The organism is Dietzia sp. NPDC055877 (assembly GCF_053615975.1).
The window spans coordinates 16,935-41,139 of record NZ_JBSHCV010000002.1; the positions used below are offsets into that span (position 1 = coordinate 16,935).

26 protein-coding genes are annotated in these 24,205 nt (G+C 70.7%); 15 read left to right on the forward strand and 11 right to left on the reverse strand.

What is annotated here, in order from left to right; translation table 11 throughout:
- Positions 1-45: 45 nt before the first annotated feature.
- The gene (locus ACWGLC_RS02235; protein ID WP_344993905.1) at positions 46-327 is read left to right on the forward strand and encodes a DUF2516 family protein; all 282 of its coding nucleotides are present in this window, start codon (positions 46-48) and stop codon (positions 325-327) included.
- A complete protein-coding gene (locus ACWGLC_RS02240; RefSeq protein WP_452098383.1) occupies positions 324-1,037 on the forward strand; it encodes a MerR family transcriptional regulator in 714 nt (237 codons plus the stop codon). Before ACWGLC_RS02235 ends, ACWGLC_RS02240 begins: the two co-directional genes overlap by 4 nt.
- A 42-nt stretch (positions 1,038-1,079) precedes the next feature.
- Here ACWGLC_RS02240 and purU read toward each other — a convergent pair whose 3' ends face one another.
- On the reverse strand, positions 1,080-1,946 hold the full coding sequence (gene purU / locus ACWGLC_RS02245; protein WP_452098384.1) for a formyltetrahydrofolate deformylase: 867 nt from the start codon (positions 1,944-1,946) through the stop codon (positions 1,080-1,082).
- A 150-nt stretch (positions 1,947-2,096) separates the two neighbouring features.
- Between purU and deoC the strand changes: the two genes are divergently transcribed.
- A complete protein-coding gene (gene deoC / locus ACWGLC_RS02250; protein ID WP_452098385.1) occupies positions 2,097-2,747 on the forward strand; it encodes a deoxyribose-phosphate aldolase in 651 nt (216 codons plus the stop codon).
- 16 nt (positions 2,748-2,763) lie between these two features.
- Here the strand turns inward: deoC and ACWGLC_RS02255 are convergent, their stop codons facing one another.
- From ACWGLC_RS02255 to ACWGLC_RS02275, 5 genes are all read right to left on the reverse strand, one after another.
- Entirely contained in the window at positions 2,764-2,952 is a 189-nt protein-coding gene (locus ACWGLC_RS02255) for a hypothetical protein (protein WP_452098386.1), read from the reverse strand.
- A 177-nt stretch (positions 2,953-3,129) separates the two neighbouring features.
- Complete coding sequence (locus ACWGLC_RS02260; RefSeq protein ID WP_452098387.1) at positions 3,130-4,080, reverse strand: NADP-dependent oxidoreductase; 951 nt, start codon at positions 4,078-4,080, stop codon at positions 3,130-3,132.
- Positions 4,081-4,138: 58 nt separating this feature from the next.
- The gene (locus tag ACWGLC_RS02265) at positions 4,139-4,645 is read right to left on the reverse strand and encodes a metallophosphoesterase family protein (RefSeq protein ID WP_452098388.1); all 507 of its coding nucleotides are present in this window, start codon (positions 4,643-4,645) and stop codon (positions 4,139-4,141) included.
- Between the two features lie 40 nt (positions 4,646-4,685).
- Positions 4,686-5,516 (reverse strand): LmeA family phospholipid-binding protein, encoded by an 831-nt coding sequence (locus tag ACWGLC_RS02270; RefSeq protein WP_452098389.1) that lies wholly within the window; start codon positions 5,514-5,516, stop codon positions 4,686-4,688.
- A gap of 70 nt (positions 5,517-5,586) precedes the next feature.
- A complete protein-coding gene (locus ACWGLC_RS02275; protein ID WP_452098390.1) occupies positions 5,587-6,087 on the reverse strand; it encodes a DUF2505 domain-containing protein in 501 nt (166 codons plus the stop codon).
- 84 nt (positions 6,088-6,171) lie between these two features.
- Between ACWGLC_RS02275 and ACWGLC_RS02280 the strand changes: the two genes are divergently transcribed.
- The 5 genes from ACWGLC_RS02280 to ACWGLC_RS02300 all read left to right on the forward strand — a co-directional run bounded on the left by ACWGLC_RS02280 (position 6,172) and on the right by ACWGLC_RS02300 (position 12,369).
- Positions 6,172-7,260, forward strand: coding sequence for a UDP-N-acetylmuramate dehydrogenase (locus ACWGLC_RS02280; protein ID WP_452098726.1), 1,089 nt, complete (start codon positions 6,172-6,174; stop codon positions 7,258-7,260).
- A 149-nt stretch (positions 7,261-7,409) separates the two neighbouring features.
- Complete coding sequence (gene yidC, locus ACWGLC_RS02285) at positions 7,410-8,579, forward strand: membrane protein insertase YidC (RefSeq protein ID WP_452098391.1); 1,170 nt, start codon at positions 7,410-7,412, stop codon at positions 8,577-8,579.
- 328 nt (positions 8,580-8,907) lie between these two features.
- Positions 8,908-10,659 carry an ATP-binding cassette domain-containing protein gene (locus ACWGLC_RS02290; RefSeq protein ID WP_452098392.1) on the forward strand — a complete coding sequence of 584 codons (1,752 nt, stop codon included), beginning with the start codon at positions 8,908-8,910 and terminating at the stop codon, positions 10,657-10,659.
- A gap of 37 nt (positions 10,660-10,696) precedes the next feature.
- On the forward strand, positions 10,697-11,293 hold the full coding sequence (locus ACWGLC_RS02295) for a dihydrofolate reductase family protein (protein WP_452098393.1): 597 nt from the start codon (positions 10,697-10,699) through the stop codon (positions 11,291-11,293).
- 65 nt (positions 11,294-11,358) lie between these two features.
- On the forward strand, positions 11,359-12,369 hold the full coding sequence (locus ACWGLC_RS02300) for an alpha/beta hydrolase (protein ID WP_452098394.1): 1,011 nt from the start codon (positions 11,359-11,361) through the stop codon (positions 12,367-12,369).
- Between the two features lie 40 nt (positions 12,370-12,409).
- Here the strand turns inward: ACWGLC_RS02300 and ACWGLC_RS02305 are convergent, their stop codons facing one another.
- The 3 genes from ACWGLC_RS02305 to ACWGLC_RS02315 all read right to left on the reverse strand — a co-directional run bounded on the left by ACWGLC_RS02305 (position 12,410) and on the right by ACWGLC_RS02315 (position 14,454).
- Positions 12,410-12,946, reverse strand: a complete 537-nt coding sequence (locus ACWGLC_RS02305; protein ID WP_230928470.1) for a ferritin — start codon at positions 12,944-12,946, stop codon at positions 12,410-12,412.
- A 196-nt stretch (positions 12,947-13,142) separates the two neighbouring features.
- Positions 13,143-13,919 carry an SDR family oxidoreductase gene (locus ACWGLC_RS02310; protein WP_452098395.1) on the reverse strand — a complete coding sequence of 259 codons (777 nt, stop codon included), beginning with the start codon at positions 13,917-13,919 and terminating at the stop codon, positions 13,143-13,145.
- Between the two features lie 79 nt (positions 13,920-13,998).
- A complete protein-coding gene (locus tag ACWGLC_RS02315; protein ID WP_452098396.1) occupies positions 13,999-14,454 on the reverse strand; it encodes a limonene-1,2-epoxide hydrolase family protein in 456 nt (151 codons plus the stop codon).
- Between the two features lie 100 nt (positions 14,455-14,554).
- Between ACWGLC_RS02315 and ACWGLC_RS02320 the strand changes: the two genes are divergently transcribed.
- The 3 genes from ACWGLC_RS02320 to ACWGLC_RS02330 all read left to right on the forward strand — a co-directional run bounded on the left by ACWGLC_RS02320 (position 14,555) and on the right by ACWGLC_RS02330 (position 17,517).
- Complete coding sequence (locus tag ACWGLC_RS02320; protein ID WP_452098397.1) at positions 14,555-15,406, forward strand: alpha/beta fold hydrolase; 852 nt, start codon at positions 14,555-14,557, stop codon at positions 15,404-15,406.
- A gap of 117 nt (positions 15,407-15,523) precedes the next feature.
- A complete protein-coding gene (gene mshA / locus ACWGLC_RS02325; protein ID WP_452098398.1) occupies positions 15,524-16,834 on the forward strand; it encodes a D-inositol-3-phosphate glycosyltransferase in 1,311 nt (436 codons plus the stop codon).
- A gap of 50 nt (positions 16,835-16,884) precedes the next feature.
- Entirely contained in the window at positions 16,885-17,517 is a 633-nt protein-coding gene (locus ACWGLC_RS02330) for a YbjN domain-containing protein (RefSeq protein ID WP_452098399.1), read from the forward strand.
- 212 nt (positions 17,518-17,729) lie between these two features.
- Here the strand turns inward: ACWGLC_RS02330 and ACWGLC_RS02335 are convergent, their stop codons facing one another.
- Positions 17,730-19,436: a long-chain-fatty-acid--CoA ligase gene (locus tag ACWGLC_RS02335; protein WP_452098400.1), complete on the reverse strand. Its 1,707-nt coding sequence runs from the start codon at positions 19,434-19,436 to the stop codon at positions 17,730-17,732.
- Between the two features lie 41 nt (positions 19,437-19,477).
- Between ACWGLC_RS02335 and ACWGLC_RS02340 the strand changes: the two genes are divergently transcribed.
- From ACWGLC_RS02340 to ACWGLC_RS02350, 3 genes are all read left to right on the forward strand, one after another.
- Positions 19,478-20,224, forward strand: coding sequence for a phosphoglyceromutase (locus ACWGLC_RS02340; RefSeq protein WP_295651200.1), 747 nt, complete (start codon positions 19,478-19,480; stop codon positions 20,222-20,224).
- Positions 20,225-20,400: 176 nt separating this feature from the next.
- Positions 20,401-21,597 (forward strand): sensor histidine kinase, encoded by a 1,197-nt coding sequence (locus tag ACWGLC_RS02345; RefSeq protein ID WP_452098401.1) that lies wholly within the window; start codon positions 20,401-20,403, stop codon positions 21,595-21,597.
- Positions 21,594-22,283, forward strand: a complete 690-nt coding sequence (locus tag ACWGLC_RS02350) for a response regulator (protein ID WP_452098402.1) — start codon at positions 21,594-21,596, stop codon at positions 22,281-22,283. The genes ACWGLC_RS02345 and ACWGLC_RS02350 overlap by 4 nt, the downstream gene beginning before the upstream one ends.
- A gap of 94 nt (positions 22,284-22,377) precedes the next feature.
- Here ACWGLC_RS02350 and ACWGLC_RS02355 read toward each other — a convergent pair whose 3' ends face one another.
- Positions 22,378-23,223, reverse strand: coding sequence for a hypothetical protein (locus tag ACWGLC_RS02355; RefSeq protein WP_452098403.1), 846 nt, complete (start codon positions 23,221-23,223; stop codon positions 22,378-22,380).
- A gap of 33 nt (positions 23,224-23,256) precedes the next feature.
- Between ACWGLC_RS02355 and ACWGLC_RS02360 the strand changes: the two genes are divergently transcribed.
- On the forward strand, positions 23,257-24,204 hold the full coding sequence (locus ACWGLC_RS02360) for a Ppx/GppA phosphatase family protein (protein WP_452098404.1): 948 nt from the start codon (positions 23,257-23,259) through the stop codon (positions 24,202-24,204).
- The last annotated feature ends 1 nt before the right edge of the window (position 24,205 follow it).

Here is a 24,205-nt window from a genome sequence, read left to right on the forward strand (position 1 = left end):
CGTCGTCTCGCGGGCCCGCCCGTGGCCGCTGTCTAGAATGGTCCCGTGATTGACGATCTCTCAGGTACTTGGGGCATGGTCCAGATGGGGATACAGGCGGCGTTGGTCGTCTGGGCCCTGGCGGGACTGCTGCTCGCCGCGCTGCCGCCGGCCTCCGCCTATTCGATCGAGGGCAAGTGGCCGAAGCCTGCCTGGATCGCCATCTGCGCGGTGGCGGCGATCCTGTTTGCGATCCGGCCCCTCGGATTCTTCAGCCTCATCGCGATGGTCGCGGTCGGGGTGTTCTTCGCCGATGTGCGGCCGGCAGTGGGTGGGCGCCGGCGATGACGCCCGCCGGGAGCGGGAGCGAGCTCCGCATCGAGGAGCTCGCCGATCTGGCGGGCACCACGGTCCGTAACATCCGCGTCTACCAGGAACGCGGCCTGCTCCCGCCGCCCGAGAGGCGTGGCCGGGCCGGCTACTACGGTCCCGAGCACCAGCGCCGGCTCGCTCTCATCCTGCGGCTGCTCGACCGCGGATACACCTTTGCGACCATCGAGGAGCTGCTCATCGCGCAGCGGCACGGCTTCACGCTCACCGAACTGCTCGAGGTGGAGAGCGTGCGTGCCGAGCGGCGTACCACCGGCTCTCGTCGTCGTCGCCTCCCGCGCGGCGGAGTAGGGGCGGTGGCCGGCTTCGAACTTCGCGAAGAGCTCGTGGACCAGGGCTCGGCGATCGGACTGGTCAGCGAGACCACGTCTGCGGACCACTTCCTGGCCGACGACTACATGTACAAGCTCTTCCGCGAACTGCTCGTGCTGGGGGTCGACGAGGGAGCCCTCGACGGCATCGGTCGATGCTTCATGGAGGGGCAGAGCACGGCCGCGGAGGCCATCGAGGTGCTGGTCCAGACCCTGCAGAGATCGGGGATGGACCAATCGGTCATCGAGAAGCGGGTCACCGGCATCCTGCCCGGCGCCGGTGCGGCAGCCCGCCTGATCTTCCTGTCGGCAGCGCAGACACTGCTCACCGAGCGCTATGGCTTCCCCAAGGGCTAGCTGTACTCACCACGGACGTTGTGTCGCCCGCCCCGGCCGCGACTAGGTGAACACCACCGTGCGGCCGTCGTGGACCAGCACGCGGTCCTCCAGGTGCCAGCGCAGGCCGCGGGCCAGGACCAGCTTCTCGGCGTCGCGACCCTGGCGGACCATGTCTTTGACCGTCGCCGTGTGATCGACGCGGATGACGTCTTGCTCGATGATCGGGCCCTCGTCGAGGTCCGCGGTGACGTAGTGGCAGGTAGCACCGATCAGCTTCACGCCGCGCGTATGCGCCTGGTGGTACGGGCGGGCCCCCACGAAGCTCGGCAGGAAGCTGTGGTGGATGTTGATCGCGCGGCCGGCCCAGCGGGTGCACAGCTCGTCGGGCAGCACCTGCATGAAGCGGGCGAGCACGATGGCCTGGGGGTCGATGTCGTCGACGAGCCTGGCGACCTCGTCGAACGAGGGGCCCCGCTCGGACGGGTCGGCCGCGAACGGCACGTGGTGGAACGGCGCACCGTGGGCCTCGGCCATGCCGCGCAGGTTGTCGTGGTTGCCGATCACGGCGCGGACGCGGGCCGGGTAATCGCCGCTCTCGACGCGCCCCAACAGGTCGTGGAGGCAGTGGCCGTCCTTGGAGACCAGGATCACGACGTCCTTGGGCTCGTCCGAGTCGGCGATCTTCCAGTCGGTCTCTGGTCCGAGCTCGCTGGCCACCCGCGCGAAACGCCGGCGCAGCTCGTCCAGCTCCATCCCGATCGAGTCGGCGTCCACCGACTGCCGGGTGAAGAACCAGCCCGAGTCCTCGTCCGCGTGGTACGCCGCTTCGACGATCGTGCCGCACAGTTCGGCGAGGAACGTGGCGATCCGGGCGACGATGCCGATGCGGTCAGGACAGCCCAGGGTGAGGACGAAGCGACGTGACATGAGTGGTCATTGTGCCAGCAGGGCGTGTCGGACCACCCGGCTAGGCTGGTCCACATGGACGACGCCCCCCACAGCAGCCCCCCCAGCAGCCCCCCCAGCGGCCCCCACACTCCGCCGCAGGGCGGCCTGACACGCGCTCGGGTCGCCGCGATGATCGATCACACGTTGCTCTCGCCCGACGCCTCTCGCGAGGACGTGCAAGCCTGTGTCGCCGAGGCTCGCGAGCTGGGCGTCAAGGCGGTCTGCGTCAGTCCGGCCATGCTCCCGGTGCGGGCCGGGGAGCTGACCGTGGCGACGGTCGCGGGGTTCCCGTCCGGCAAGCATCACTCGCTGGTCAAGGCCATGGAGGGCCGGCTGGCCGTGGACCAGGGGGCGCGCGAGGTCGACATGGTGATCGACGTGGGCGCGGCGATCGCCGGACTCGTCGACGAGGTGATGGCGGACGTGGTGACCATGCGCGACGCGGTGCCGCCGCCGGTGGTCATCAAGGTGATCCTCGAGACGGCGGCCATTCACAAGGCGCTCGGCGAGGAGGCGGGGGACGAGCGGATCGAGGCGCTGTGCCACGCAGTGGCCAGGGCCGGGGCGGACTTCGTCAAGACCTCGACGGGTTTCCACCCCGCGGGTGGTGCGAGCGTCCGGGCGATCGAGGCCATGCACCGGGCGGTCGGCGGAACGCTCGGTATCAAGGCCTCGGGCGGTATCCGTGACGCGGACTCCGCCCGGGCCATGATCGCCGCGGGTGCCACGAGACTCGGTCTCAGCGGCAGCCGGGCCGTCCTGGCAGGTTTCGAGAGCTGACAGGCGCGGGCGTGGCTCAGGACCCGAGCGCCGCGGGGAGGTAGCTGGAGCCTGCCACGAAGGGCATGGCCAGGAAGCTCAGCGGCACGGCGGACTGCTCGAAGGAGATCCCGACGGATTCCAACATGCCGGCGAACGCACCGAAGGCGGCATTGATCGCATCGTATGCCGGCCCGCTGATGGGGCCGTCGGGGCGGAAGATCATCGGGTGGCTCCTCGGTCTCGGTGGGCCAGAGCCGCCTCGTCGCCGGGGGCCGACCACGGTGCTGTCGCAGTGCTCTGGTTCACAATGCTTCGTACACTGCCGATATCGGCACCCGGCCGGCGGGTGTTACTCGCCGCAGGTCAGGACGATCCCGCCCGGGGATCAAATCCGAGGGAGTCAGTCCATGGTGAGGACGAGCTTGCCCGTGGTGCGATTGGTCTCGCCCCGCCGATGCGCTTCCGCGGCCTGCGCGAGCGGGAAGACCTCGGCGATCGTCGCCCGGATCGCGCCCTGCTCGACCAGTTCGGTAATCGACACCAGGTCGTGGCGGGAGGAGTCGACGAGCATGCGGACCGCGCGCACGCCCAGCTGCTCCGCCTCGCGGAACAGATCGTCCGACCCCACCGGCAGGATGGAGACCACGATCCCGCCCGGCCGCAGCGTGCGCAGCGACGCCAGTGAGGTCTCGCCGCCGATCGTGTCGAGCACCGCGTCCACGTCGGAGAGGGCCTCGGCGATGTTCACCTCGTGGTAGTCGATCGGCTCGTCCACCCCGGTCTCGCGCAGGAAGTCGTGCTTGCCGGCGCTGGCGGTGCCGATCACGTAGGCGCCGCGGGCCTTGGCTATCTGCACCGCCACGTGCCCGACCCCGCCGGCCGCGGCATGGACCAGCACGCGCTGGCCGGGCTGGATCCGCGCGTTCTCGACCAGTGCCTGCCACGCGGTGAGCGACACCAGCGGGAGTGCGGCGGCCTGTACGTGGTCGAGCGACTCCGGCGTGGGGGCGAACCAGGCGGCGGGCGCCGTCACGTACTCGGCGTGGGCGCCGTGCCCGAACGGGTAGGAGAGCATCCCGAACACCCTGTCGCCGGGTGCGAAGCGGGACACCCCGATGCCCACCTCCTCCACGACCCCGGACAAGTCCCAGCCCAGCACGAACGGGGGCTCACCGAGGAAGCCGCCGTTTCGGCGGTGCTTCCAGTCGGTGGGGTTGACGCTCGCGGCGGCGACGCGCACCAGTACCTCGTTGGTGCGGGGAGAGGGCCGGGGGAGGTCGACGACGACGAGCACGTCCGGCTCCCCGAGCGAATCCTGGGACACGGCGCGCATTACTTCGTGAGTGGTCATGGCCTCAAGGGTGGCAGAGCCCGTGGCCGCACGCCCGGCACCGGCGGGCCGGGCGGATTCACAACCGGTGCAGCTCCACCTCGCCGAGCTGCCCGCCGGAGATGATGGCGGTCATGTATGTGCAGTGCGGCTGACGCCGCCGGTCGGTGGGCGAGCCCGGGTTGAGCAAGCGCAGGTCGCTCCCCCCGAACGCCCTCGTCGCGGTGGTGTCCCAGGGGATGTGCGAGTGACCGAACACCAGGACGTCGGTGTCCGGGAAAGCGGCGGCCGTGCGCTTCTCCCGCCCCGCCGACGCGCCGGTCTCGTGCACCACCGCCAGCCGTACGCCGTCGAGGGTCGCGCGCGCCACCTCGGGCAGTCGCTCGCGCAGCTCGGGGCCGTCGTTGTTGCCCCAGCACGCGATGAGCCGCGGTGCCCGTTGCTCCAGGGCGTCGAGCAGTCCCGGGTCCATCCAGTCGCCGGCGTGGATCACCACGTCCGCACGCTCCACCTCGTCCCACAGGCGCACCGGGAGATCGCGGGCCCTGGTGGGCACGTGCGTGTCGGCGGTGATGAGCAGGCGCATGCCCCCAGTGTGCCGGGTCGGGCGGGAGCGCCGAGCCGGGTCAGGGAGTCGACTCGAGCGTCACGTCGGTGCCGGCGAGATCGACGGTCATCCCGCCGTCGACCACGTGGACGCCCGTCAGCTCCACACCCTCGGGGAGATCGGCGAGGGCCGAGTCCATCATCGAGATGGTCCCGCCCAGCAGTTCGGCGGGCAGGGTGAAGCCGAAGATCGACGCCTGCTCGGGCGCCAGCTCGAGGTTGCCGCCGGTCAGGCGAGGGGTCACCACCGCTTCGGCCAGACCGCTGATCGACACGCGGAGGGCGCCGGCAGCCGGGTCGGACGTGACGTCCTGGACCTGGATGAGCCCGCCGAGCAGGGAGTCACCGGTGCCCTGACCGTCGGCGGCGGCCGCGGTCATGGTCTCGTCCGAGACGAACGCGGTGCCGGTCAGGGAGTCGACGTGGGTGACGTCGCCCTCGGAGCTGACCCCTTCGGCCCGGATGTCGATCGCGGGGGCGGGGCCCGTCGCGCCCGCGGCCGGGGATCCGTCGGTGGTGATGCGAACAGAGCCGAGAGTCCCGCTGACATAGGACAGCAACACCGGCCGGGCACCCAGCTCGACCTCGGCCGGAGAGCCGAGGGCGGTGGTGACCTCCTCGGACATCTGCTGCTTGATGGAGTTACGCAGACCCAGTTCGAGGCCGACGAGCCCCACCACGACCAGGACCACTGCGATTCCGGCGATCAGGGCGATGATCGGTCCGCGCCGCCGCCGCCGCCGGCCGCCGTCGCTGGAGGAGGAGGCGGCGGGGAACTGCTGCGTGTCGGCGTGCTGGACGCCGGGCCGGTCATGGGCGGGGAGTCGCTGGGTGTCGTTCGGCGGCTGCATTGGACCGATTGTCTCCGATCTGCCTGGCGAGGCGCATCAGCGCCTCTTCAGCGGGCGTACAGGATCCGGCTCAGCGCGCTGCGAGCCAGCCGTTCAGGTGCGCGTACTCCTCCGCGAAGAGCCTGTCGAGGTGCTGCACGACCAGCTTCTCCAGCTTGCCGCCCAGTAGCGGAACGGTCACCTTGACCTGGCCGGACAGTGATTCGAGCGCGGCTTCCCCCTCGGCCACGGTCTCGCCGCTGCCGGTGATCACGCCGAGCCCGCCGGCGGCCTCGGCGCGCGACGTACCGACCAGGCGTGCACCGTCGAACTCGCTGAACCGCGTCGTGCGCACCAGGCTGAGCTCACCCGGCAGCACCTTGCGGGCCAGGTCCGGGATGTCCGATTCAGGAATGTGCTGCGTGACGGTGACGGTGATCGTGTCGCCGCTCACCGCCAGGTCGTCGAGAGTGTCCCCGGCCGTGCCCACGGCGCGGAGCCGGTCGGCCCAGTAGGCCTCGTCCGCATAGGAGGCATGGACGGCCTCGAGGGGGCCGCCGAGCTGGACGGAATGTGAGAAGCGGGTCGCCATGGGGTCAGACACTACAAGCAGGCGACTACCCTCAGGCGTGTGATCCTGCCGCCCGCCGACTCCTCCGACCCGGTCGTCCGCGCGCTGAGCGACGTCGACGGCGTCGCCGCCGCGCCCCGGACGTCGCTAGCCGAACTGACCACCCTGCGCATCGGGGGCCGCCCCCGGGCGCTGCTCGCGTGCTCCACGGCCGAGGGGGTGGCCGAGTCGGTGCGTGCCCTGGACGCGGCCGACCGGCCGGTGCTCGTGCTGGGCGGCGGCTCGAACCTCGTGGTGGCGGGCGGCGACCTCGACCTGGTCGTGGTGGCCGTGCGCAACCGCGAGGTCGAGTACCTGGACGAGGCCGACGCGCTGATCGTGCGCGCGGGTGCGGGTCTGAGCTGGGACGATCTCGTCGCCGACACGGTCGGGCGTGGGTACGGCGGCCTCGAGTGCCTGTCCGGTATCCCGGGCTCGGTGGGCGCCACGCCGGTGCAGAACGTCGGTGCGTATGGGGTCGAGGTGGCCCAGGTCCTGCACCGGGTCCGCTGGTACGACCGCGCGAGCGGGGTCGACGAGTGGGTCACCCCCGACGCGCTGGGGCTGGCCTACCGGACGTCGGTGCTCAAGAACTCGGATCGCGCGGTGGTGCTGGAGGTGGAGTTCCGCCTCGACCGCGCCGGACGCAGCGAGCCGATCCGCTACGCTGAACTCGCCGGCCGCCTCGGCGTGGCGCCGGGGGAGCGGACCGACCCCGCCCTGGTGCGGCGCACCGTGCTGGAGCTGCGGCGTGGCAAGGGGATGGTGCTCGACGACGACGACGAGGACACCTGGTCCGCCGGCTCCTTCTTCACCAACCCGGTGGTACGGGACGAGGATCTCCCCGCGGTGCGATCCCGGGTGGCGGGCAGGCTCGGGGACGGGCCGGCCGGGCAGATGCCCGCGTTCGCGGCGACAGGGGGGACCAAGCTCTCGGCGGGCTGGCTGATCGAGCGGGCCGGTTTCGGCAAGGGCTATCCCTCGTCGTCGTCCCCGGCTCGGCTCTCCACCAAGCACACCCTCGCGCTGACCAACCGGGGGGCGGCCACGGCCGACGACGTGATCGCGCTGGCGCGCGAGGTGCGCGACGGCGTCCGGGAGGCGTTCGGCGTGGAGTTGCACCCCGAACCCGTCTGGGTGGGCTGCAGCATCTGACCCGGATAGGGGGCGCACTGCGGGAGTGCCGCCGTGACCCCCGCGGCCACCAAGTCGTACGCGCCTGGCACGCTGGACGGTGACCTCTCGGTCTGACCCGCCCCGCGCGCCCGCCTTCGCGGCGCCGCCCGTCTTATGGAGATTCGCCCGTGGACCTGTTCGCGTACCCGGTGTCGCTCGTCATGAAGTTCTGGCACTGGGTGCTGAGTTTCGTCGTGGATCCGAACTCCGGGCTCGCGTGGGTCGGCTCGGTGATCCTGCTGGTGGTGACTGTGCGGCTGCTGCTCATGCGGTCGATGTGGCGGCAGCAGTACTCCATGCGCAAGATGGCGCAGCTCGGCCCCAAGATGAAGGAGATGCAGCTCAAGTACAAGGACCGCAAGTCTCCCGAGGACCGGCAGGAGCAGGCCAAGGAGATGCAGGCCATGTACTCCGATGCCGGGGTCAATCCGGCAGCCGGCTGCCTGCCGCTCTTCGTGCAGATCCCGGTGTTCCTCGGCCTGTACCACGTGCTGCTGAACTTCTCGCCGCGGGACGTCTCCATCGAGGAGGCGCAGACCATGACGAACGGGGCGTTCGGCCCGGACCAGGTGTCGTCGTTCCTCAACGCCGAGATCTTCGGTGTGCCGCTGGCGTCCTACATCCGGATGCCGCAGGAGGTCATGGAGTCGCTGCACCCGGGGCTCGTGCGCGAGGACATCCTCGTGCTGGCCGTGCCGCTGTTCGTGCTCGCCGGCATCGCGACGTTCATCAACATGTGGAACTCCTTCCGCCGGCAGAAGGCGGCCAAGGAAGCCGAGAAGGCGGCGGTCGCGCAGGTCGAGGCAGAGGACCGTGCGGGCGGTCCGTTCGTCGACGGTGAGGTCATCGAGATCGACGGCGAGAAGGTCGAGCGCGCGGACGCCGGCAGCGGGGACCACGTCGACGGGATCGTCGAGGGCAGCGTTGAAGGCGGCGTCGAAGGGGACGCGGGCGAGCGTTCGACCGATCGTGCTGACGGCACCCCGGGCACGCCCGCCAGGGCCGGCGCTGCGGGCGCGGGTGCTGCGAGCGCGGGTGCCGACAAGCCGCAGGATTTCCAGACCATCGCCGAGTCCATGACCGAGTCGATGAATAAATCGATGAAGATCATGATGTACCTGTTTCCGTTCTTCCCGATCGTGGGCGCGTACTTCTTCAACTTCCCCATCGCGATCGGCCTGTACTGGCTCACCAATAACGTTTGGACGGCCGTGCAGTCGCACTTCTTCATGGAGCGGCTCGAGAAGGAACTGCCGATGACCAGCCGCGAAGGGCTGCCGCCCAGCGCGTTCATGTAGGCCCCGCCCCGCCGCAGCCCAGTTGCAAGACATCGACCTTCAGATGCCTGACATCTCGCAGGTTTTCGGCCGGGTTCTCGCACATTCTGTCTTGCAGCTCGGGGGTGATGTCTTGCAACCGCCGGTGGGGCCGGGCGGGTTACCGGGTCTTGTGTGGACGTTGCGGCGGGGGTAATGTGCTGCGAGCACGTCGGCAGCGCACGGCGTCCGGGCAGGGGAGACCCGCCGGGCGAGGGGCGCAGGGCCGAGAAGCGCTAACGAGGAGAACACAGGACAGTGCGTAACCACAGGTGAGATTCGGCCCATCAGCCACCTCCCTGGAGCACACATGTCTTCCCTCGTCCTGTCGGACGTCGCTTTCGCGTTTCCCGACGACACCACACTCTTCTCCGGCCTGAACCTCGCGATCGGTCCGGGGCTCACCGCACTCGTCGGCCGCAACGGCGCCGGCAAGAGCACCCTCCTCGGGCTGATCGCCGGCGTGCTGCCGCCCGCACGGGGATCGATCACAGTCGACGGCGTGGCCTGCGCCGCCATCATTGCCGCGGGCGCCGCAACCGACCCGACCGCAACCGACCCGGCCGCCACCGACCCGGCCGCCACCGCTTCCGCGGGTGCCACCGCTTCCGCGGCCGGCTCCGCCTACCCCGCCGATGTCGCGTACGTGCCGCAACTGTTGGCCGACGCCCCCGCCGAGCGGACCCTCGCCGATGAGCTGGGGGTCGGCGGCCGGCTCGCGGCGCTGGCGCGGATCGAGGCGGGAGAGGGCGACGACGACGACTTCACCCGCCTCGCCGACGACTGGACCATCGCCGAACGCACGGTCGCGCAGCTCGACGAGTTGGGCCTCCCCACGGATCTGGACCGACCCGTGGGCCAGCTGTCCGGCGGGGAGCGCACGCTCGCGGCCGTGGCCGGTCGACTCCTCGGGCATCCGCGGGTGCTGCTGCTGGACGAGCCCACCAACAACCTCGACTCGCGGGCGCGCGGCAGGCTGTTCAGCGCGCTGGAGCGATTCGTGGCGGGCGGCAACCGCATCGCGCTGGTCGTGAGCCACGATCTCGAACTCCTCGACCGCGCCGACACCACGGTGGAACTCCGCGCGGGCCGGACCCGCGTGTTCGGCGGGAACTACGAGCACTACCGCGAGGTGGTGGACGCCGAGCAGTCGGCGGCGCTGCAGGCACTGACCGGCGCGCGCAATGACCTGCGGTCCGAGAAGCGCGACAAGGCCGACGCGCAGGTGGCGCTGGCGCGGCGCGAGCGGTACGGCCGGAAGATGGAAGCCACCAAGCGCGAGCCGAAGATCATCATGGGGGCGCGCAAGCGGGCGGCGCAGGAGTCGGCCGCGAAGTACCGGGCCACCCACGAGCGGGGCGTCGAGCAGGCGCAGGAACGGATGCGCGAGGCCGATGCCGCGGTCCGCCGCGAGGAACTGCTGCGCGTCGAGCTACCCGACCCGCAGCTCCCGTCGGGCCGGGTGGTGGTGGATGTCGAGGACCCAGTCGCCGGCCGCATCCACCTCGCGGGGCCGGCCCGGGTCCGGCTCGCCGGCCCGAACGGCAGCGGCAAGACGACGCTGCTGCGCCGCCTCATCGGAGGCCATCGCGACGATCCCGCCGGTGACCACGCGGCGTCCGGTGCGATGCGTGGGAACGACGACGACAACGCCGTCACCCCGGCGATCGCCACCCCGTGGGCGTTCCTGCCCCAGGACCTGCGTGTCGAGCATCCTGACTGCTCGGTCGTCGACGCGATCCGCGCGGTACGCCCCTCGGCGTCGGCGGAGGAGGCCCACGCCCACGCGGCGCGGATGCTGTTCATCGGCGACGCCGGGTTCCGCCGGCTCGGCGACCTGTCCGGCGGCGAGCGGCTGCGCGCGGCACTGGCATTGGAGCTGTTCGCCCGGCCGGTGCCGCAGCTGCTGATCCTCGACGAGCCGACCAACAACCTCGACCTCGAAGGAGTGGAGGTGCTCGCCGATGCGCTCGCGCAGTGGCGGGGTGCCCTCCTGCTGGTCAGTCACGACGACGGGTTCTGTGACCGCGTGGGGGTGGACGACGTGATCACCCTCGCCTGATCCGCGACCAATCCGAGAACCGACCAGAGGAACCACCATGCGAAAGCTCATCTACTACGTGGCCGTCACCCTCGACGGCTACATCGCCGCCCCCGACGGCGCCTTCGACTTCTTCCCGCTCGAGGGAGACCACGGGCCCTGGATCGTCGAGCACTACCCCGAGTCCGTCCCCGGGCACTTCCGCGAGCAACTCGGCCTGGCCGAGACGCCCCCGCGGGTGTTCGACACCGTCCTGATGGGACGGGCCACCCACCAGGTGGCCGTGGACGAGGGGCTGGCCAGCGGCTATCCGCACCTGCGGCAGTACGTGTTCACCAGCCATCCCGACGACCTGCCGACACAGGAGGGGCTGACCATCACCTCGGAGGACCCGGTCACCGTGGTCCGCCGGCTCAAGGCGGAGCAGTCGGGGCTGGACATCTGGCTGTGCGGCGGCGGCGCACTCGCGGCGACGCTGATCGACGAGATCGACGAACTCCGGCTCAAGGTCAACCCGCTCGTGCTCGGTGACGGCATCCCCCTCATCGGCGCGGCCGCCGCGAAGCCGGGCGCGTCGGCGATGCCGCTCACGCGGCGGATGAGCCGGGAATTCGAGAGCGGGGTGACCTACGCGGAGTACGTCCGCTCGGCGTAATCGCGATGGCAGGGCCCCGCGTCTGGATAGGCTGCCGACAGACGGCCACCCCGGGGAGGAGCACGATGCGCAAGCTCTGGAACGTGCTGAGGTGGCCGTTCGTGTTCCTCCTCGTCGTCGTCCTCGCGGTCGTCGCGGCGCGCGTCGTCAACCACTTCCGCTACCCCGAACCCGCCCTCGCCTACGCCGAGCCGCGGAACCCGGCGTCCTACCCCACGGAGCTGCCGGGCATCGAGGTCACACCGATCGCCGACGGGAGAGTGCGCGGCTTCCATCTGCGGCCCGAGACGATCCGACACGAGGGCGTGGTGCTGACCTGGGGCGGCTCCGAGGGCGGGCCCGATTTCGAGCACGCCGAACTGCTGGCGCGCGCGGGGCACGAGGTGCTGTCGTTGTTCTACTTCGGGCAGCCCGGCCAGTCGGAGACGCTGGACCGGGTCCCCGTGGAGACGGCGTCGCAGGCGATCGACTGGGCCGAGGCCAACGCCGAATCGGCCGATCCCGTCACGATCGTCGGGACGTCCAAGGGGGCCGAGCTCGCCGCGCTGCTGCCGACCTACGAGCCGCGGGTCGACAACCTGGTGCTGTTCGCGCCGATGGACCACGTGATGCAGGGGATGGACCAGCGGAACGTGGTGTCGTCGTGGACGGTCGGCGGGCAGGACGTGCCGTACGTCGCCTACGCCGACGCGCCCGGTCGCGGGCCGGTCCTGAGGTTGGCGCTTGCCTCGCTCCTCGGCGCGCCGATCCACCTGCGGCCGGTGTTCGAGGGGGCGCTCGAGGCGCCGCAGTCCGGCGATGCCCGCATCGATCTCACGCGACTACCGGGGGAGATGCTGGTGTTCGCCGGCGGCGACGACCAGGTGTGGCCTGCCGACGCGGCTGCCCGGCGGATCGCCGAGGACCTGCCGGAGAGTACGGAGGTGCACATATACGACGACGCCGGGCACGTGTTCTCCGTGCCCGGCGCGCATGCCGACGGGATGCTGTCCGGCGGATCGGCCGAGGCCAACGCCGCCGCGCTCGAGGAGAGCAACCGCATCCTCGTCGAGAGGCTGGCCGACTGGTCGCGCTGACCGCCTGCCCTGCCGGCCCGCCGTTGTCAGGCGGTCGTGCTCAGACCGCGCCGCCGGCGACCGCTGGCGGGGTGCCCGTGTTGGTGGAGGCGTCGGTCTCGCGGGCGAGGTACTCCTCGATGCGGAACCAGTCGTCGTCCGCGCGCTCGGCGATGGTCACCAGCGTGTTCATGTTGGCGACCTCCTCGACCTGCTCACGCAGGAACCACAGCATGAACTGCTCGCCCAGCGGATCGGCCTCGGCGCGCGCGGCCTGGAACAGCGCCTCGATCTGGCGGGTGACCTGCTTCTCCTGCTCGAGCGCGAGGCTCAGTGCGCCAACGGGCCCGTCGAACTCGGCCTGGGGCGCCGGCACGGCGGGGATCACGGTGGGGATGTCCCGGTCGAGCATGTACTGGACCATCATCATGGCGTGGTTCCGCTCGCCCAGGCTGTGCTGGTAGAAGCGGGCGGCCAGCTGCGGAAGGTCCTGCGCGTCCGCCCACACGGCGATCGCGATGTACTGCTGGCTGGCGGCGAACTCGTGGCCGACCTGGGCGGAGAGGAGTTCGGCGTAGGTGCTGCTGCTCTGGGTCATGGTGGCGCCTTTCGTGAGGCGGCCTCGACAAGAGTCGAGACGCGCCGGGAGGGGTTCTCCCGAGGGGTCCCACAATAGGACCGCGCGCGGCATCGTGCCAGGTCAGTTAGCCTAACCTGCCGGTGTGAAGCCTAACCTGACGTTGCCTAGCCTCACCTTCTGTAGCGCCGCCGGAGCGTCGTGATCCGGCCCCGGCTCAGTCGCGGTGCGCCCGCATCGCGGAGTGCTGGGCGCGCGGCTTCACCACGATCTGGTCGAGGTTCACGTGCGACGGCCGGCTGGCGACGAATCCCACGATCTCCGCGATGTCCTCGGCGATCATCGGGGTCAGCCCGCGGTAGACGGCGGCGGCCTTGTCCGCGTCGCCGTCGAACCGCACGCTCGAGAACTCGGTGTCGACCATGCCGGGCGCGATCTCGGTGAACCGCACGGGCTGGCCGAGGTGCTCGCCCCGCAGCGTCCGGTGCAGGACGGCCTGCGCGTGCTTGGCGGAGGTGTAGCCGGAGCCGTTGTCGTACGACTCGAGCGCCGCGATGGAGGTGATGGTGATGACCAGCCCGTCGCCGGTGTCCACGAGGGTCGGCATGAGTCCCTTGACCATCCGCAGCGTGCCGAGGACGTTGGTCTCCCACATCCAGCGCCACTGCTCCTCGTCGGCGTCCATGACGCTGGTGGTGCCCTTGGCGCCGCCGGCGTTGTTGACCAGCACGTGCAGGCGGGGGATGGCCGAGCAGAACGCCGCGCACGAGTCCGCGTCGGTCACATCGAGAGGCAGGGCGGTGCCGCCGATCTCGGCGGCGAGTGCCTCCAGCCGGTCGGCGCGCCGCGCGCCAACGATCACGTGGAAGCCCTGGCCTGCCAGTTCGCGGGCGCTCGCCTCGCCAATGCCCGACGATGCGCCGGTCACCACCGCCACGCGGGTGTCGGCGGGCAGGGCGGCGAGGCGCTCACGGGCGGCACTGTGATCGGTCATGCACTCGAGCGTAGGTGACGACGTCGCCGGCCGTACGGCTGCTCAGCGGCCGCGGGCCGACCGCGCGCCTAATGCCGCGTTATCGACCGACGCGACGGCCGGGGATCATCCCGACCAGCCCGCGCACCGCGCCGCGCGCGATGTCGGCGGTGGAGAAGTAGTCCTGCCAGCCGCAGACCAGGCCGTCGCGGACCTCCAGCCGCCCGCACACCCAGAAGTCGCAGCGGAACCGGCCGATCCCGAGCGAGTCGGTGCGCTCGGTGAGAACGATGTGCGGGGAGCGGGGATCGGTGGGGTCCGCGGGCGCCGACACCGCGAGATGGCGGGTCCGGACCCCGAATCGCACGCTGCGGTGCATCGCGGCGATCGCGCCGACGACGGCCCGCTTGCCGCGCACGGTCGGCAGCCCGATGTTCGCCCACCACACGTCGCCGGAGACCAGTTCCGCCGCGGCGGCGGTCGAGCCGGAGGCGAGGGCGTCGAAGAACATCCGGACGACGACGTCGGGGTCTGTCGCGGTGGTGGTGGCTGCCATTGGAACACGGTAACCGCACGGGGCGGCTCCGGGGGAGGGTCCTCCGCGTTCGGGGGACACCTCCGACGAGCCGACGTGCGATAGCGATGGGACTGGCACGATGGCCGACATGACCTCTCCCGCCACGTATTCCCTCGCCTCCACCGTCTCCTCGGACGGCACCACGATCGCCTACCGCGTGCTCGGCGACCCCGCCGCGCGCCCGCTCGTGCTGATCCACGGCTGGGCCCAGTCGAGCGCCTGCTGGGGCCCGGATCTTCTGGCCGACCTGGCGACCCGGTTCCGGGTGGTGGCGCTGGACCTGCGCGGACACGGCCACTCCGACGTCGCCGACGCCGGTTATGACTCGGCTGCGCAGTGGGCTGACGACGTCGAGGCGGTCCTGGACGCCGCCGGTGTCAGCGATGGGGCGGGCGCGATCCTGCTCGGCTGGTCGTACGGTGGGATCGTGGTGTCGGACTACCTCGCCGCCCGCGGCGAGGGCAGGGTCGCGGGCATCGTGCTCTGCGGCGCCGTCACCTCGGTGTCCCGGTCCGCCGGCGGCGCGATCGGCCCGGCCATGGTCGAGGTCACGTCGAACGGCGCGTTCGACGAGAACCCCGGCAGGGCCGTGGCCGCGCTCGCGAGCTTCGGGAGCGCCATGATGCGGTCCGGCGACGGCACGAGCGGCCAGCGGATCTTCGGACTCTCGCTGGCCACCCCGCCGACCGTCCGCCAGAAGCTGCTCACCCGTCGCGTGGACAACGACGAGACACTGCGCGGCCTGGGCATCCCCGCGCTGGTGATCCACGGTGAGCACGACGGCGTGGTGCTGCCGTCCGCCGGTCAGGCCAACGCCGAGATGATCCCCGGCGGCCGCTACGTGGGCTTCGCCGAGTCCGCCCATGCGCCCTTCATCGAGGAGAAGCCGAAGTTCCTCGCCGAGCTCGACGCCTTCGCCGCCGAACTGTAGACACCCCACACCGCCCGTGGGGGGTGGGCGAGCGGCGGGCGTTGTCGTCGTCGTCCCACCCGATCCCCGCCCCCGCGCCGCGTGCACCCCGGCGCGCACGGAGGCACAATCGGACTGGTGACCGTTTCCGACCTCCGCCCCGGACCCGACGCGCCGCTCCCCAAGCGCGTCGCGGTGCTGTCGTTCCACACCTCGCCGCTCGCCCAGCCCGGCACCGGTGACGCGGGCGGGCTCAACGTGTACGTGCTGCAGACCGCGCGGCGTCTGGCCCGCCGCGGCGTCGAGGTGGAGATCTTCACCCGCGCCACCCACTCGTCGCAGCCGCCGGTCGAGGAGGCGGGCGACGGCGTGCTGGTCCGCAACATCGTGGCCGGCCCGTTCGAGGGCCTCCGCAAGGAGGACCTGCCCACGCAGCTGTGTCCGTTCGTCGCCGGCGTCATGCGCGCCGAGGCCGGCCAGGCGCCCGGCCACTACGACCTCATCCACTCCCACTACTGGCTGTCCGGCCAGGCGGGGCTGGTCGCCTCCGAGCACTGGGGCGTGCCGCTCGTGCACACCGCCCACACGCTGGCCGAGGTCAAGAACGCGGTCCTCACCAGCGGTGACACCCCCGAACCGGAGTCGCGACGCATCGGCGAGCAGCAGATCGTGGACGCCGCGCACCGGCTGGTCGTCAACACCACCGGGGAACGCGACGAGCTCGTGGGCTACTACGACGCCGACCCGGCCGACATCGACATCGTCCCCCCCGGCGCCGACCTCGAGCAGTACACGCCCGGCACCCGGCGCGGCACCGAGCAGGCCCGGCGCGCACTCGGCGTGGCGCAGCGCTCCGAGGTGATCGCGTTCGTCGGCCGCATCCAGCCGCTCAAGGCACCCGACGTGGTGGTGCGGGCGCTCGCCGAGATCGTGCGCGCCGAGCCGCACCGCGACGTGCGGCTGCTCGTGGTGGGCGGGCCCAGCGGGTCGGGGCTCGAGCGGCCGCGTTCGCTCATGGAGCTGGCCGAGGAGCTGGGCGTGGCCGACCGCGTGAGCTTCCTGGCGCCGCGCCCGCCGTCGGAGCTGGTCGACGTGTACCGGGCCGCGGACATCGTGGCGGTGCCGTCGTACTCAGAGTCGTTCGGGCTGGTCGCGTTGGAGGCGCAGGCGTGCGGGACGCCGGTGGTGGCCGCCGCCGTGGGCGGGCTGCCGACGGCCGTCGCGAACGGCCGGACCGGGCTCACCGTGGACGGGCACGATCCGCGCGAGTGGGCGCGGGTCCTCGGATCACTGCTCGACGACGACGAGCTGCGGCTGGAGATGTCCCGCCACGCCCCGGTGCACGCCGCCGGGTTCAGCTGGGATTCCACGGCCGACGGGCTGGTGGCGTCGTATGCGGGCACGATGGCCTCGTACCGGGCGCGGCGCGCGGCGGCCACGGCGTCCTGAGTTCGTTCCAACCCGCGCCTGAGTCCATTCTAACCCGCGAAGGAGCCACGATGATCGACCCCACCGAGAGCAAGCGCATGGGCGACGACGGCGAGGATGATGCTGCGGCTGGGGCCGGTGCCCTCGACGGTGCAGGCTCCTCTGCTGGCGCCGCGTCCGGGCCCGCCCGACGTCCGGACGAGGCCGACGCCCCCACCGTCGAGCGGATCCGCGACTTCCTGGTGGAGCGGGACATCGAGTCGACGCTGGCCGACGGCAACACCTTCGTGGTGCAGCTGCCGGGGGAGAAGCGCCTCAAGACGGCCTGCCATCTCACCGTGAACCGCGAGAGCGTGCGCGTCGAGGCGTTCGTGTGCCGCCGGCCGGACGAGGACTTCGAGAAGGTCTACAAGTACCTGCTGCGTCGCAATCGCCGGATGTACCAGGTGGCGTACACGCTGGACAACAACGGCGACATCTATCTGGTCGGCCGGATGCCGCTGGTCGCGGTGACGGAGGAGGAGCTCGACCGCGTGCTCGGGCAGGTGCTGGAGGCCGCCGACCACGACTTCAACATCATCATCGAGACCGGCTTCCACACCGCGATCCGCCGGGAATGGGAGTGGCGGGTCTCGCGTGGCGAGTCGCTGCGCAACCTGGAGGCGTTCCGCCACCTCACCGAGGATCTGCCCCAGCCCGAGTAGCACGGACGGGCAGTTCTGCAGCGTAAGTTGGGGGAGTTGCGCTGGCTTGTGGGCTTGCGCTGGCGGGAGGGTCCCGCGTGCCAGCGTGAGTGGCTGCATTGCGTACACGCCGGCAGCGCAGGTCACCGGCGCAGCGTAAGTCGGGGGAGTTGAGCTGGCTCGTGGGCTTGCGCAGCTCTGTCGTCTCGAGCCGCTGCAGGTCTTTCCAGGGGTCAGGGGTTGATGGCCTCGGCGACCTTCTTGCGCAGCACCTTGCCCATCGGGTTGGCGGGCAGCTCGTCGAGTTCGACGAACTCGCGCGGCACCTTGTACCCGGCGAGCGAGGACTTGCAGTGGGCGCGGATCGCGTCCACATCGAGCGACGCACCCGGCTCGAGCACCACCGCCGCGACGACCTGCTCACCGTGGGCCCCGTGCCGGCCGACGACCGCACAGTCGGCGATGCCGGGAGCCGTCCGCAGTACCGCCTCGACCTCCGACGGGTAGACGTTGAACCCGCCGGTGACGATCACCTCCTTGATCCGGTCCACCACGTGCAGGAAACCGTCGGGGGCCTGCTCCACCACGTCGCCGGTGCGCAGCCAGCCGTCGTGCAGCGTCGCCGCGGTCGCCTCCTCGTTGTTCCAGTACCCCGGGAAGACCTGCGGACCCTTGACCAGGAGCTCACCGGGCTCCCCGGTGGGAACGTCCCGCGACGGGTCCTCCTTGTCGACGACCCGGATATCCGTGTCGGGGAACGGGACGCCGATCGAGCCGGCCCGCCTCGCCGTCGACATGGGATTACCCACCGTGATGGGCGAGGTCTCGGTCATCCCGTACCCCTCCACCAAGAGGCCGTCGGTGGCGGCCTCCCACCGTTCGATGAGGTCGGCGCGCAGGCTCATGGCCCCGGAGAAGGAGTTGCGGATGCCCTTGAGCGAGATGCCGCGCTTGTCGGCCTCCTCGAGGATGCGGGTGTAGATCGGCGGGACGGCCGGGATGAATGTCGGCGGCTCCTTGGCGAAGATCGGCATGATCAGGTCCATGTCGGGCGTCGGCACGAGCTGGAGCCGGGCCCCCTGGGCGATGCCGAACACCACACACATCGTCACCCCGTAGGCGTGGAACATCGGCAGCGAGGCCAGGAACCGCTCCTTGCCGGGCTCGAGCCCGGGCACCCAGGCCTTGCCCTGGGTCGAGTTGGCGACCAGGTTGGCGTGGGTGAGCATCGCGCCCTTGGGCGTCCCGGTGGTGCCGGAGGTGTAGAGGATCAGCGCCACGTCGTCGTTGGTGGGGTAGGGATGGGAGAAATCCAGCTCGGGGCCGGTCTCCAGGGCCGCCCAGCGCGGGGTGTGCGTGTCGGGGCGGGACAGCTTGTCGCGGGAGGCGCGTAGCGCGGGCACCGGGAGATGCCGGAGGGCGAGGCGCTTGGCGGTGGGGAACGCGTCGAGGAGGTCGACGGCGAGGACGTGCTCGATCGCGGTGTCGGGGCGGGTCGCGAGGTCCTGCACGACGTCGGTGACGACGTTCCACGCCACGACGACCTTCGCACCGTGATCGGCGAAGGGCGCCTCGAGCTCGTCGGCCGTGTACAGGGGATTGTGTTCGACGACGATCGCGCCCAGTCGCAGAGCCGCGTAGAACACCACGATGCCCTGGGGGCAGTTGGGCAGGAGGACGGCCACGCGGTCACCCTTGCCCACGCCCAGGAGGCGGAGGCCTTCGGCGGCGCGCCGGACCCGGCTGCCGAGATCGCCGTAGGTGGTCACCCGGCCGAAGAACTCGGTGGCGGGCCGTTCGAAGTGGGCGCTGACGGCCTGGTCGAACTGGTCGCACAGGGTGGTGGTGCCGTAATCCAGGTCGTGTGTGGTCCCCGGGGTGTAGTGGACCGTCCAGGGCCGGTCGGTGGCTTCGGGGGTGTCTCCGGCGTCTGCGGTCATGCTTGCACCGTAGCCGGTGAGCATCGGGTCATAATGGACCTATGACTTACGGAACACTCGTCCTCCTGCGTCACGGCCAGTCCCGGTGGAACGCGTCCAACCAGTTCACGGGGTGGGTCGACGTCGATCTCACCGACCTCGGTCGTGAGGAGGCGGTCCGCGGCGGCAAGCTCCTCGCGGAGGAGGGCATCCTCCCGGACATCGTCTACACCTCGCTGCTGCGCCGCGCGATCACCACGGCGAACATCTCGCTGGACGCATGCGACCGCCACTGGGTGCCGGTGGTGCGGCACTGGAAGCTCAACGAGCGCCACTACGGCAAGCTGCAGGGCCTCAACAAGGCGGAGATCAAGGAAGAGTTCGGCGACGACCAGTTCATGCTGTGGCGCCGCAGCTACGACACGCCGCCGCCGGCCATCGACCCGGGTAACGAGTATTCGCAGACCGGCGACGTCCGCTACGCCGATCTCCCGGAGGTGCCCCTGACGGAGTGCCTCAAGGACGTGGTGGACCGCTTCATCCCGTACTACACCGCCGAGATCGCCCCGCGCATCGCGGCCGGCGAGACGGTCATGGTGGCCGCGCATGGCAACTCGCTGCGCGCGCTGGTCAAGCACCTCGACGAGATCTCCGATGACGACATCGCGGGTCTGAACATCCCGACCGGCATCCCGCTGGTCTACCGCTTCGACGAGGCCGGGAAGGTCGCCAACCCGGGCGGCACCTACCTCGACCCGGAGGCCGCCGCTGCCGGCGCTGCCGCCGTGGCCAGCCAGGGCGGAAAGTAGCCCCACCTCCTCGGGGCCGCCGTCGCGCGGGCGACACGCCGTCCGGGCCACCGCCCACGCGTGAGGTGAAGGCCCGGTGAACGAGCCGTAAACCCCCGTCTATCTGCGAACTTCGCGCAGGTGGACGGGGGGTTCTGCTTTTCCGGGCGGGATACCCGGGTCGTAGTATCTGGGTCGTGCAGGTCAGTCTGGGGATCTTCCTCGCGATCGTCGCCGGGATCATCGGCTTCGTCGTGGGCGGCTTCGTCATCCCCTTGATCAATGCGCGAGCCGACCGGCGACGTGCGGAGCAGGCCGGGCCGACCAGGCTCGATGTGTTGCGGGCGGTCTATCAGCAGGCGCCGTACGCGCTCGCCGTGGTGGACCGTCACCAGGACGTGGTGCTGTTCAACCGCCGTGCCGACGAATTGGGCATCGTCGAGGACCGGTTGCTGATCGAGCCGGTCTGGACGGCGGCGCACGCCACGTTCGTCGACGACCGGACTTCGGTGTTCGACCTGCCCGCGAAGATGGCGGCCGGCCGTCGCCGAATCCCGTCGGTCAGCGGCCGCTGCGAGATCCTGCAGGGCCACGGCGAGCAGTTCGTCGTGGTGTTCGCGGACGACGACTCGGAGCACCGCCGCATGGAGGCCGCCCGGCGCGACTTCGTGGCCAACGTCTCCCACGAGCTCAAGACCCCGGTGGGGGCGATGGCGGTTCTCGCCGAGGCGCTCCTGGAGTCCAAGGACGACCCGGACTCGGTCGAGTACTTCGGTGGTCGCGTGGTGAGCGAGGCGCAGCGGCTGGGCAAGATGGTCACCGAGCTCATCGAGCTCTCCCGCCTGCAGGGTGCAGAGCGGATCCGCGACCCGGAGCCGGTGGACGTCGACGACGTGGTGGACGAGGCACTCCGGCGGGCGGCAAACGCCGCGGAGACGGCCGGGATCGAGCTCATCACCGACTCGCCGTCCGGGTTGGAGATCAAGGGCGACTGGACCCTGCTGGTCACCGCATTGGCGAACCTCATCTTCAACGCCATCAACTACTCGCACGAGCGCACGCCGGTGTCGATCACCCGGGGGATCTCCGGCGACACGGTGATGCTGCGGGTCACCGACCGCGGGATCGGGATCGCCCCCGAGCACCAGACGCGCGTCTTCGAGCGCTTCTTCCGCGTCGACAAGGCCCGTTCCCGCGCGACCGGCGGCACCGGCCTGGGGCTGGCGATCGTCAAACACGTCGCCCAGAACCACAACGGCGCCGTATCCCTGTGGAGTCGACCCGGGACCGGGTCGACCTTCACTCTCGAACTCCCGGCCCATGTGGAGCCGGATTCCGGCGGGGCGTCTCCCGCCACAGAGCACGTCGATCAAGGAGAGGACCAGGTGCCGTGACCAGGGTGCTGATCGTGGAGGACGAGGACTCGCTGGCGGACCCGCTGGCCTTCCTGCTCCGCAAGGAGGGCTTCGACGTCACCATCGCCGGCGACGGCCCGACCGCGTTGGAGAGCTTCGAGTCCGAGGGCGCCGATATCGTGCTGCTCGACCTCATGCTCCCGGGGATGTCGGGAACCGACGTGTGCAAGCGACTCCGCGTGACCTCGAGCGTGCCGGTCATCATGGTGACCGCCCGGGACAGTGAGATCGACAAGGTCGTGGGGCTCGAACTGGGCGCCGACGACTACGTGACCAAGCCCTATTCGGCCCGCGAGCTCATCGCGCGTATCCGGGCGGTCCTACGCCGCGGGGCCGACAAGGAGGCGGACGAACCCGAGGAGATCGGTGTCCTCGAGTCGGGACCGGTCCGGATGGACATCGAGCGGCACACGGTGACGGTCCGCGGGGCGGCGGTGACGCTGCCCCTCAAGGAGTTCGATCTGCTCGAGTACCTGCTGCGCAACTCCGGCCGGGTTCTCACCCGCGGGCAGCTCATCGACCGCGTGTGGGGTTCGGACTACGTGGGCGACACCAAGACCCTCGACGTGCACGTCAAGCGCCTGCGCTCGAAGGTCGAGCAGGATCCGGGCAAGCCGGTGCACCTGGTGACCGTCCGCGGGTTGGGCTACAAGTTCGAGCCCTGATCCGCTGCGCGTGCGGTCCCCGCAGCCGGTCGACGCCCAGCCCGGCTGGCGGCGAGGCGGAGAGTGGGCGGGGGAGGCGGGTCGGCAGCCGGTCTCAGGCCCCGCACGCGCGGGCGGTCGCCGGGTGCACGGCCACGATGCCCAGCTGCCGCCGCCGCGCACAGGCCGCGGCCAGCACCTCGTACGGCTCCTCGCCCAGCAACTCGACCAGCTCGTCGCGCAGCGAGACGTAGACGGGCTCGGCGCCCACGTGCGCCTCGGGCGAGCCTGTGCAGTACCAGTCGAGGTCGAGCCCGCCGGGGCCCCAGCCGCGGCGGTCGTACTCGCCTACACGGGTGTGGAGGATCTCCACCTCGTCGGCGCGGTCCTCCCAGTCGTGGGTCACGCGCAGCGGCAGCTGCCAGCACACGTCCGGCTTGGACTCCGGCAGGCTCCGCCCGGTGCGCCCGGCCATGTGGTGCAGGGCGCAGCCCGACCCGGCCGGCCAGCCGGGGTCGTTGAAGAAGACGCAGCGCCCGCCCAGTTTGCGGGTCCGCAGCGCCGGCTCCATCTCGCCGTCGTCGCCCGTCAGTTCATCCTCCTCGAGCCACACCTCGTTCTCGGAGTTCTCGGCGGCGGCGGCCGCGAACGCGGCGTCGCGATGCTGCCACTCGCCGGGTGCCAGGAGCGAGACGTTCCGGGTGAGGCGCTCACGGTCCTCGTCGTCCGAGAGGAACGCGCCGTGCGTGCAGCACCCGGACTCCGGTTGGGAACTGTCGATGCCGTGGCAGGCGGGCGTGCCGAAGACGCACGTCCAGGACGAGAGCAGCCACGTCATGTCCACTGAGATGAGATGCTCGCCGTTGGTCGGGTCGGGAAAGCTGTACCACTCGCGAGGGAAGTCCAACGGGACCTCGGGGCGAGGGGTACCCGGGGTTGTAGAAGGTTCGGTGGCGGTCACAACCAGCGACCGTAGACCGTTTAGGGTGGGCGTGTGAGATTAGGTGTCCTGGACGTCGGGAGTAACACGGTTCATTTCGTCGTCGTCGATGCGCATCGTGGTGGCCACCCCACGCCCATGAACGACTCCAAGACCCGCCTGCGTCTCATCGAGTACCTGGATCAGGACAACAGCATCACCAAGACCGGCATCGCCCGCCTGATCGACGCGGTGAACGAGGCCGCCGATCTCGCCAAGGCCACCAAGTGCAAGGAGGTCATGGCGCTGGCGACCTCCGCCGTGCGGGATTCCGCGAACTCGGACGAGGTGCTGGCCAAGGTCGCCAAGGAGACGGGCGTCGAACTGCGGGTGCTCTCCGGTGAGGACGAGGCGCGCATGACGTTCCTCGCGGCGCGGCGGTGGTACGGCTGGAGCGCCGGGCGGATCCTCAACCTCGACATCGGGGGTGGTTCGCTCGAACTGACCAGCGGGGAGGACGAGCTGCCGGAGCACGCCTTCAGCCTGCAGCTGGGCGCTGGCCGTCTGACCCACGACTGGTTCAAGACGGACCCGCCGGAGCGCAAGCGCATCAATCAGCTTCGCGACTACATCGATGCGGAGCTGGAGGGGCCGGCCAAGGAGCTGCGTGCCGCCGGCGATCCGGATGTCGCCTGCGCCTCCTCCAAGACCTTCCGGATGCTGGCACGCCTGACGGGCGCGGCGCCGTCGTCCGAGGGGCCGCGGGTCGAGCGGATTCTCACCGCGGCCGGTCTGCGCCAGGTGATCGCGTTCATCTCTCGCATGACCGCTGCGGACAGGGCAGAGTTGGAGGGCGTCAGCGCTGATCGTTCGTATCAAGTGGTGGCCGGCGCGTTGGTCGCGGAGGCGTCCATGCGTGCATTGGGGTTGGAAAGTGTGAAAATCTGTCCGTGGGCTCTGCGTGAGGGGCTCATTCTTCAGCGTCTCGACCGGGACGTGGGCGGCGACGGGAAGGGAAGCTGAC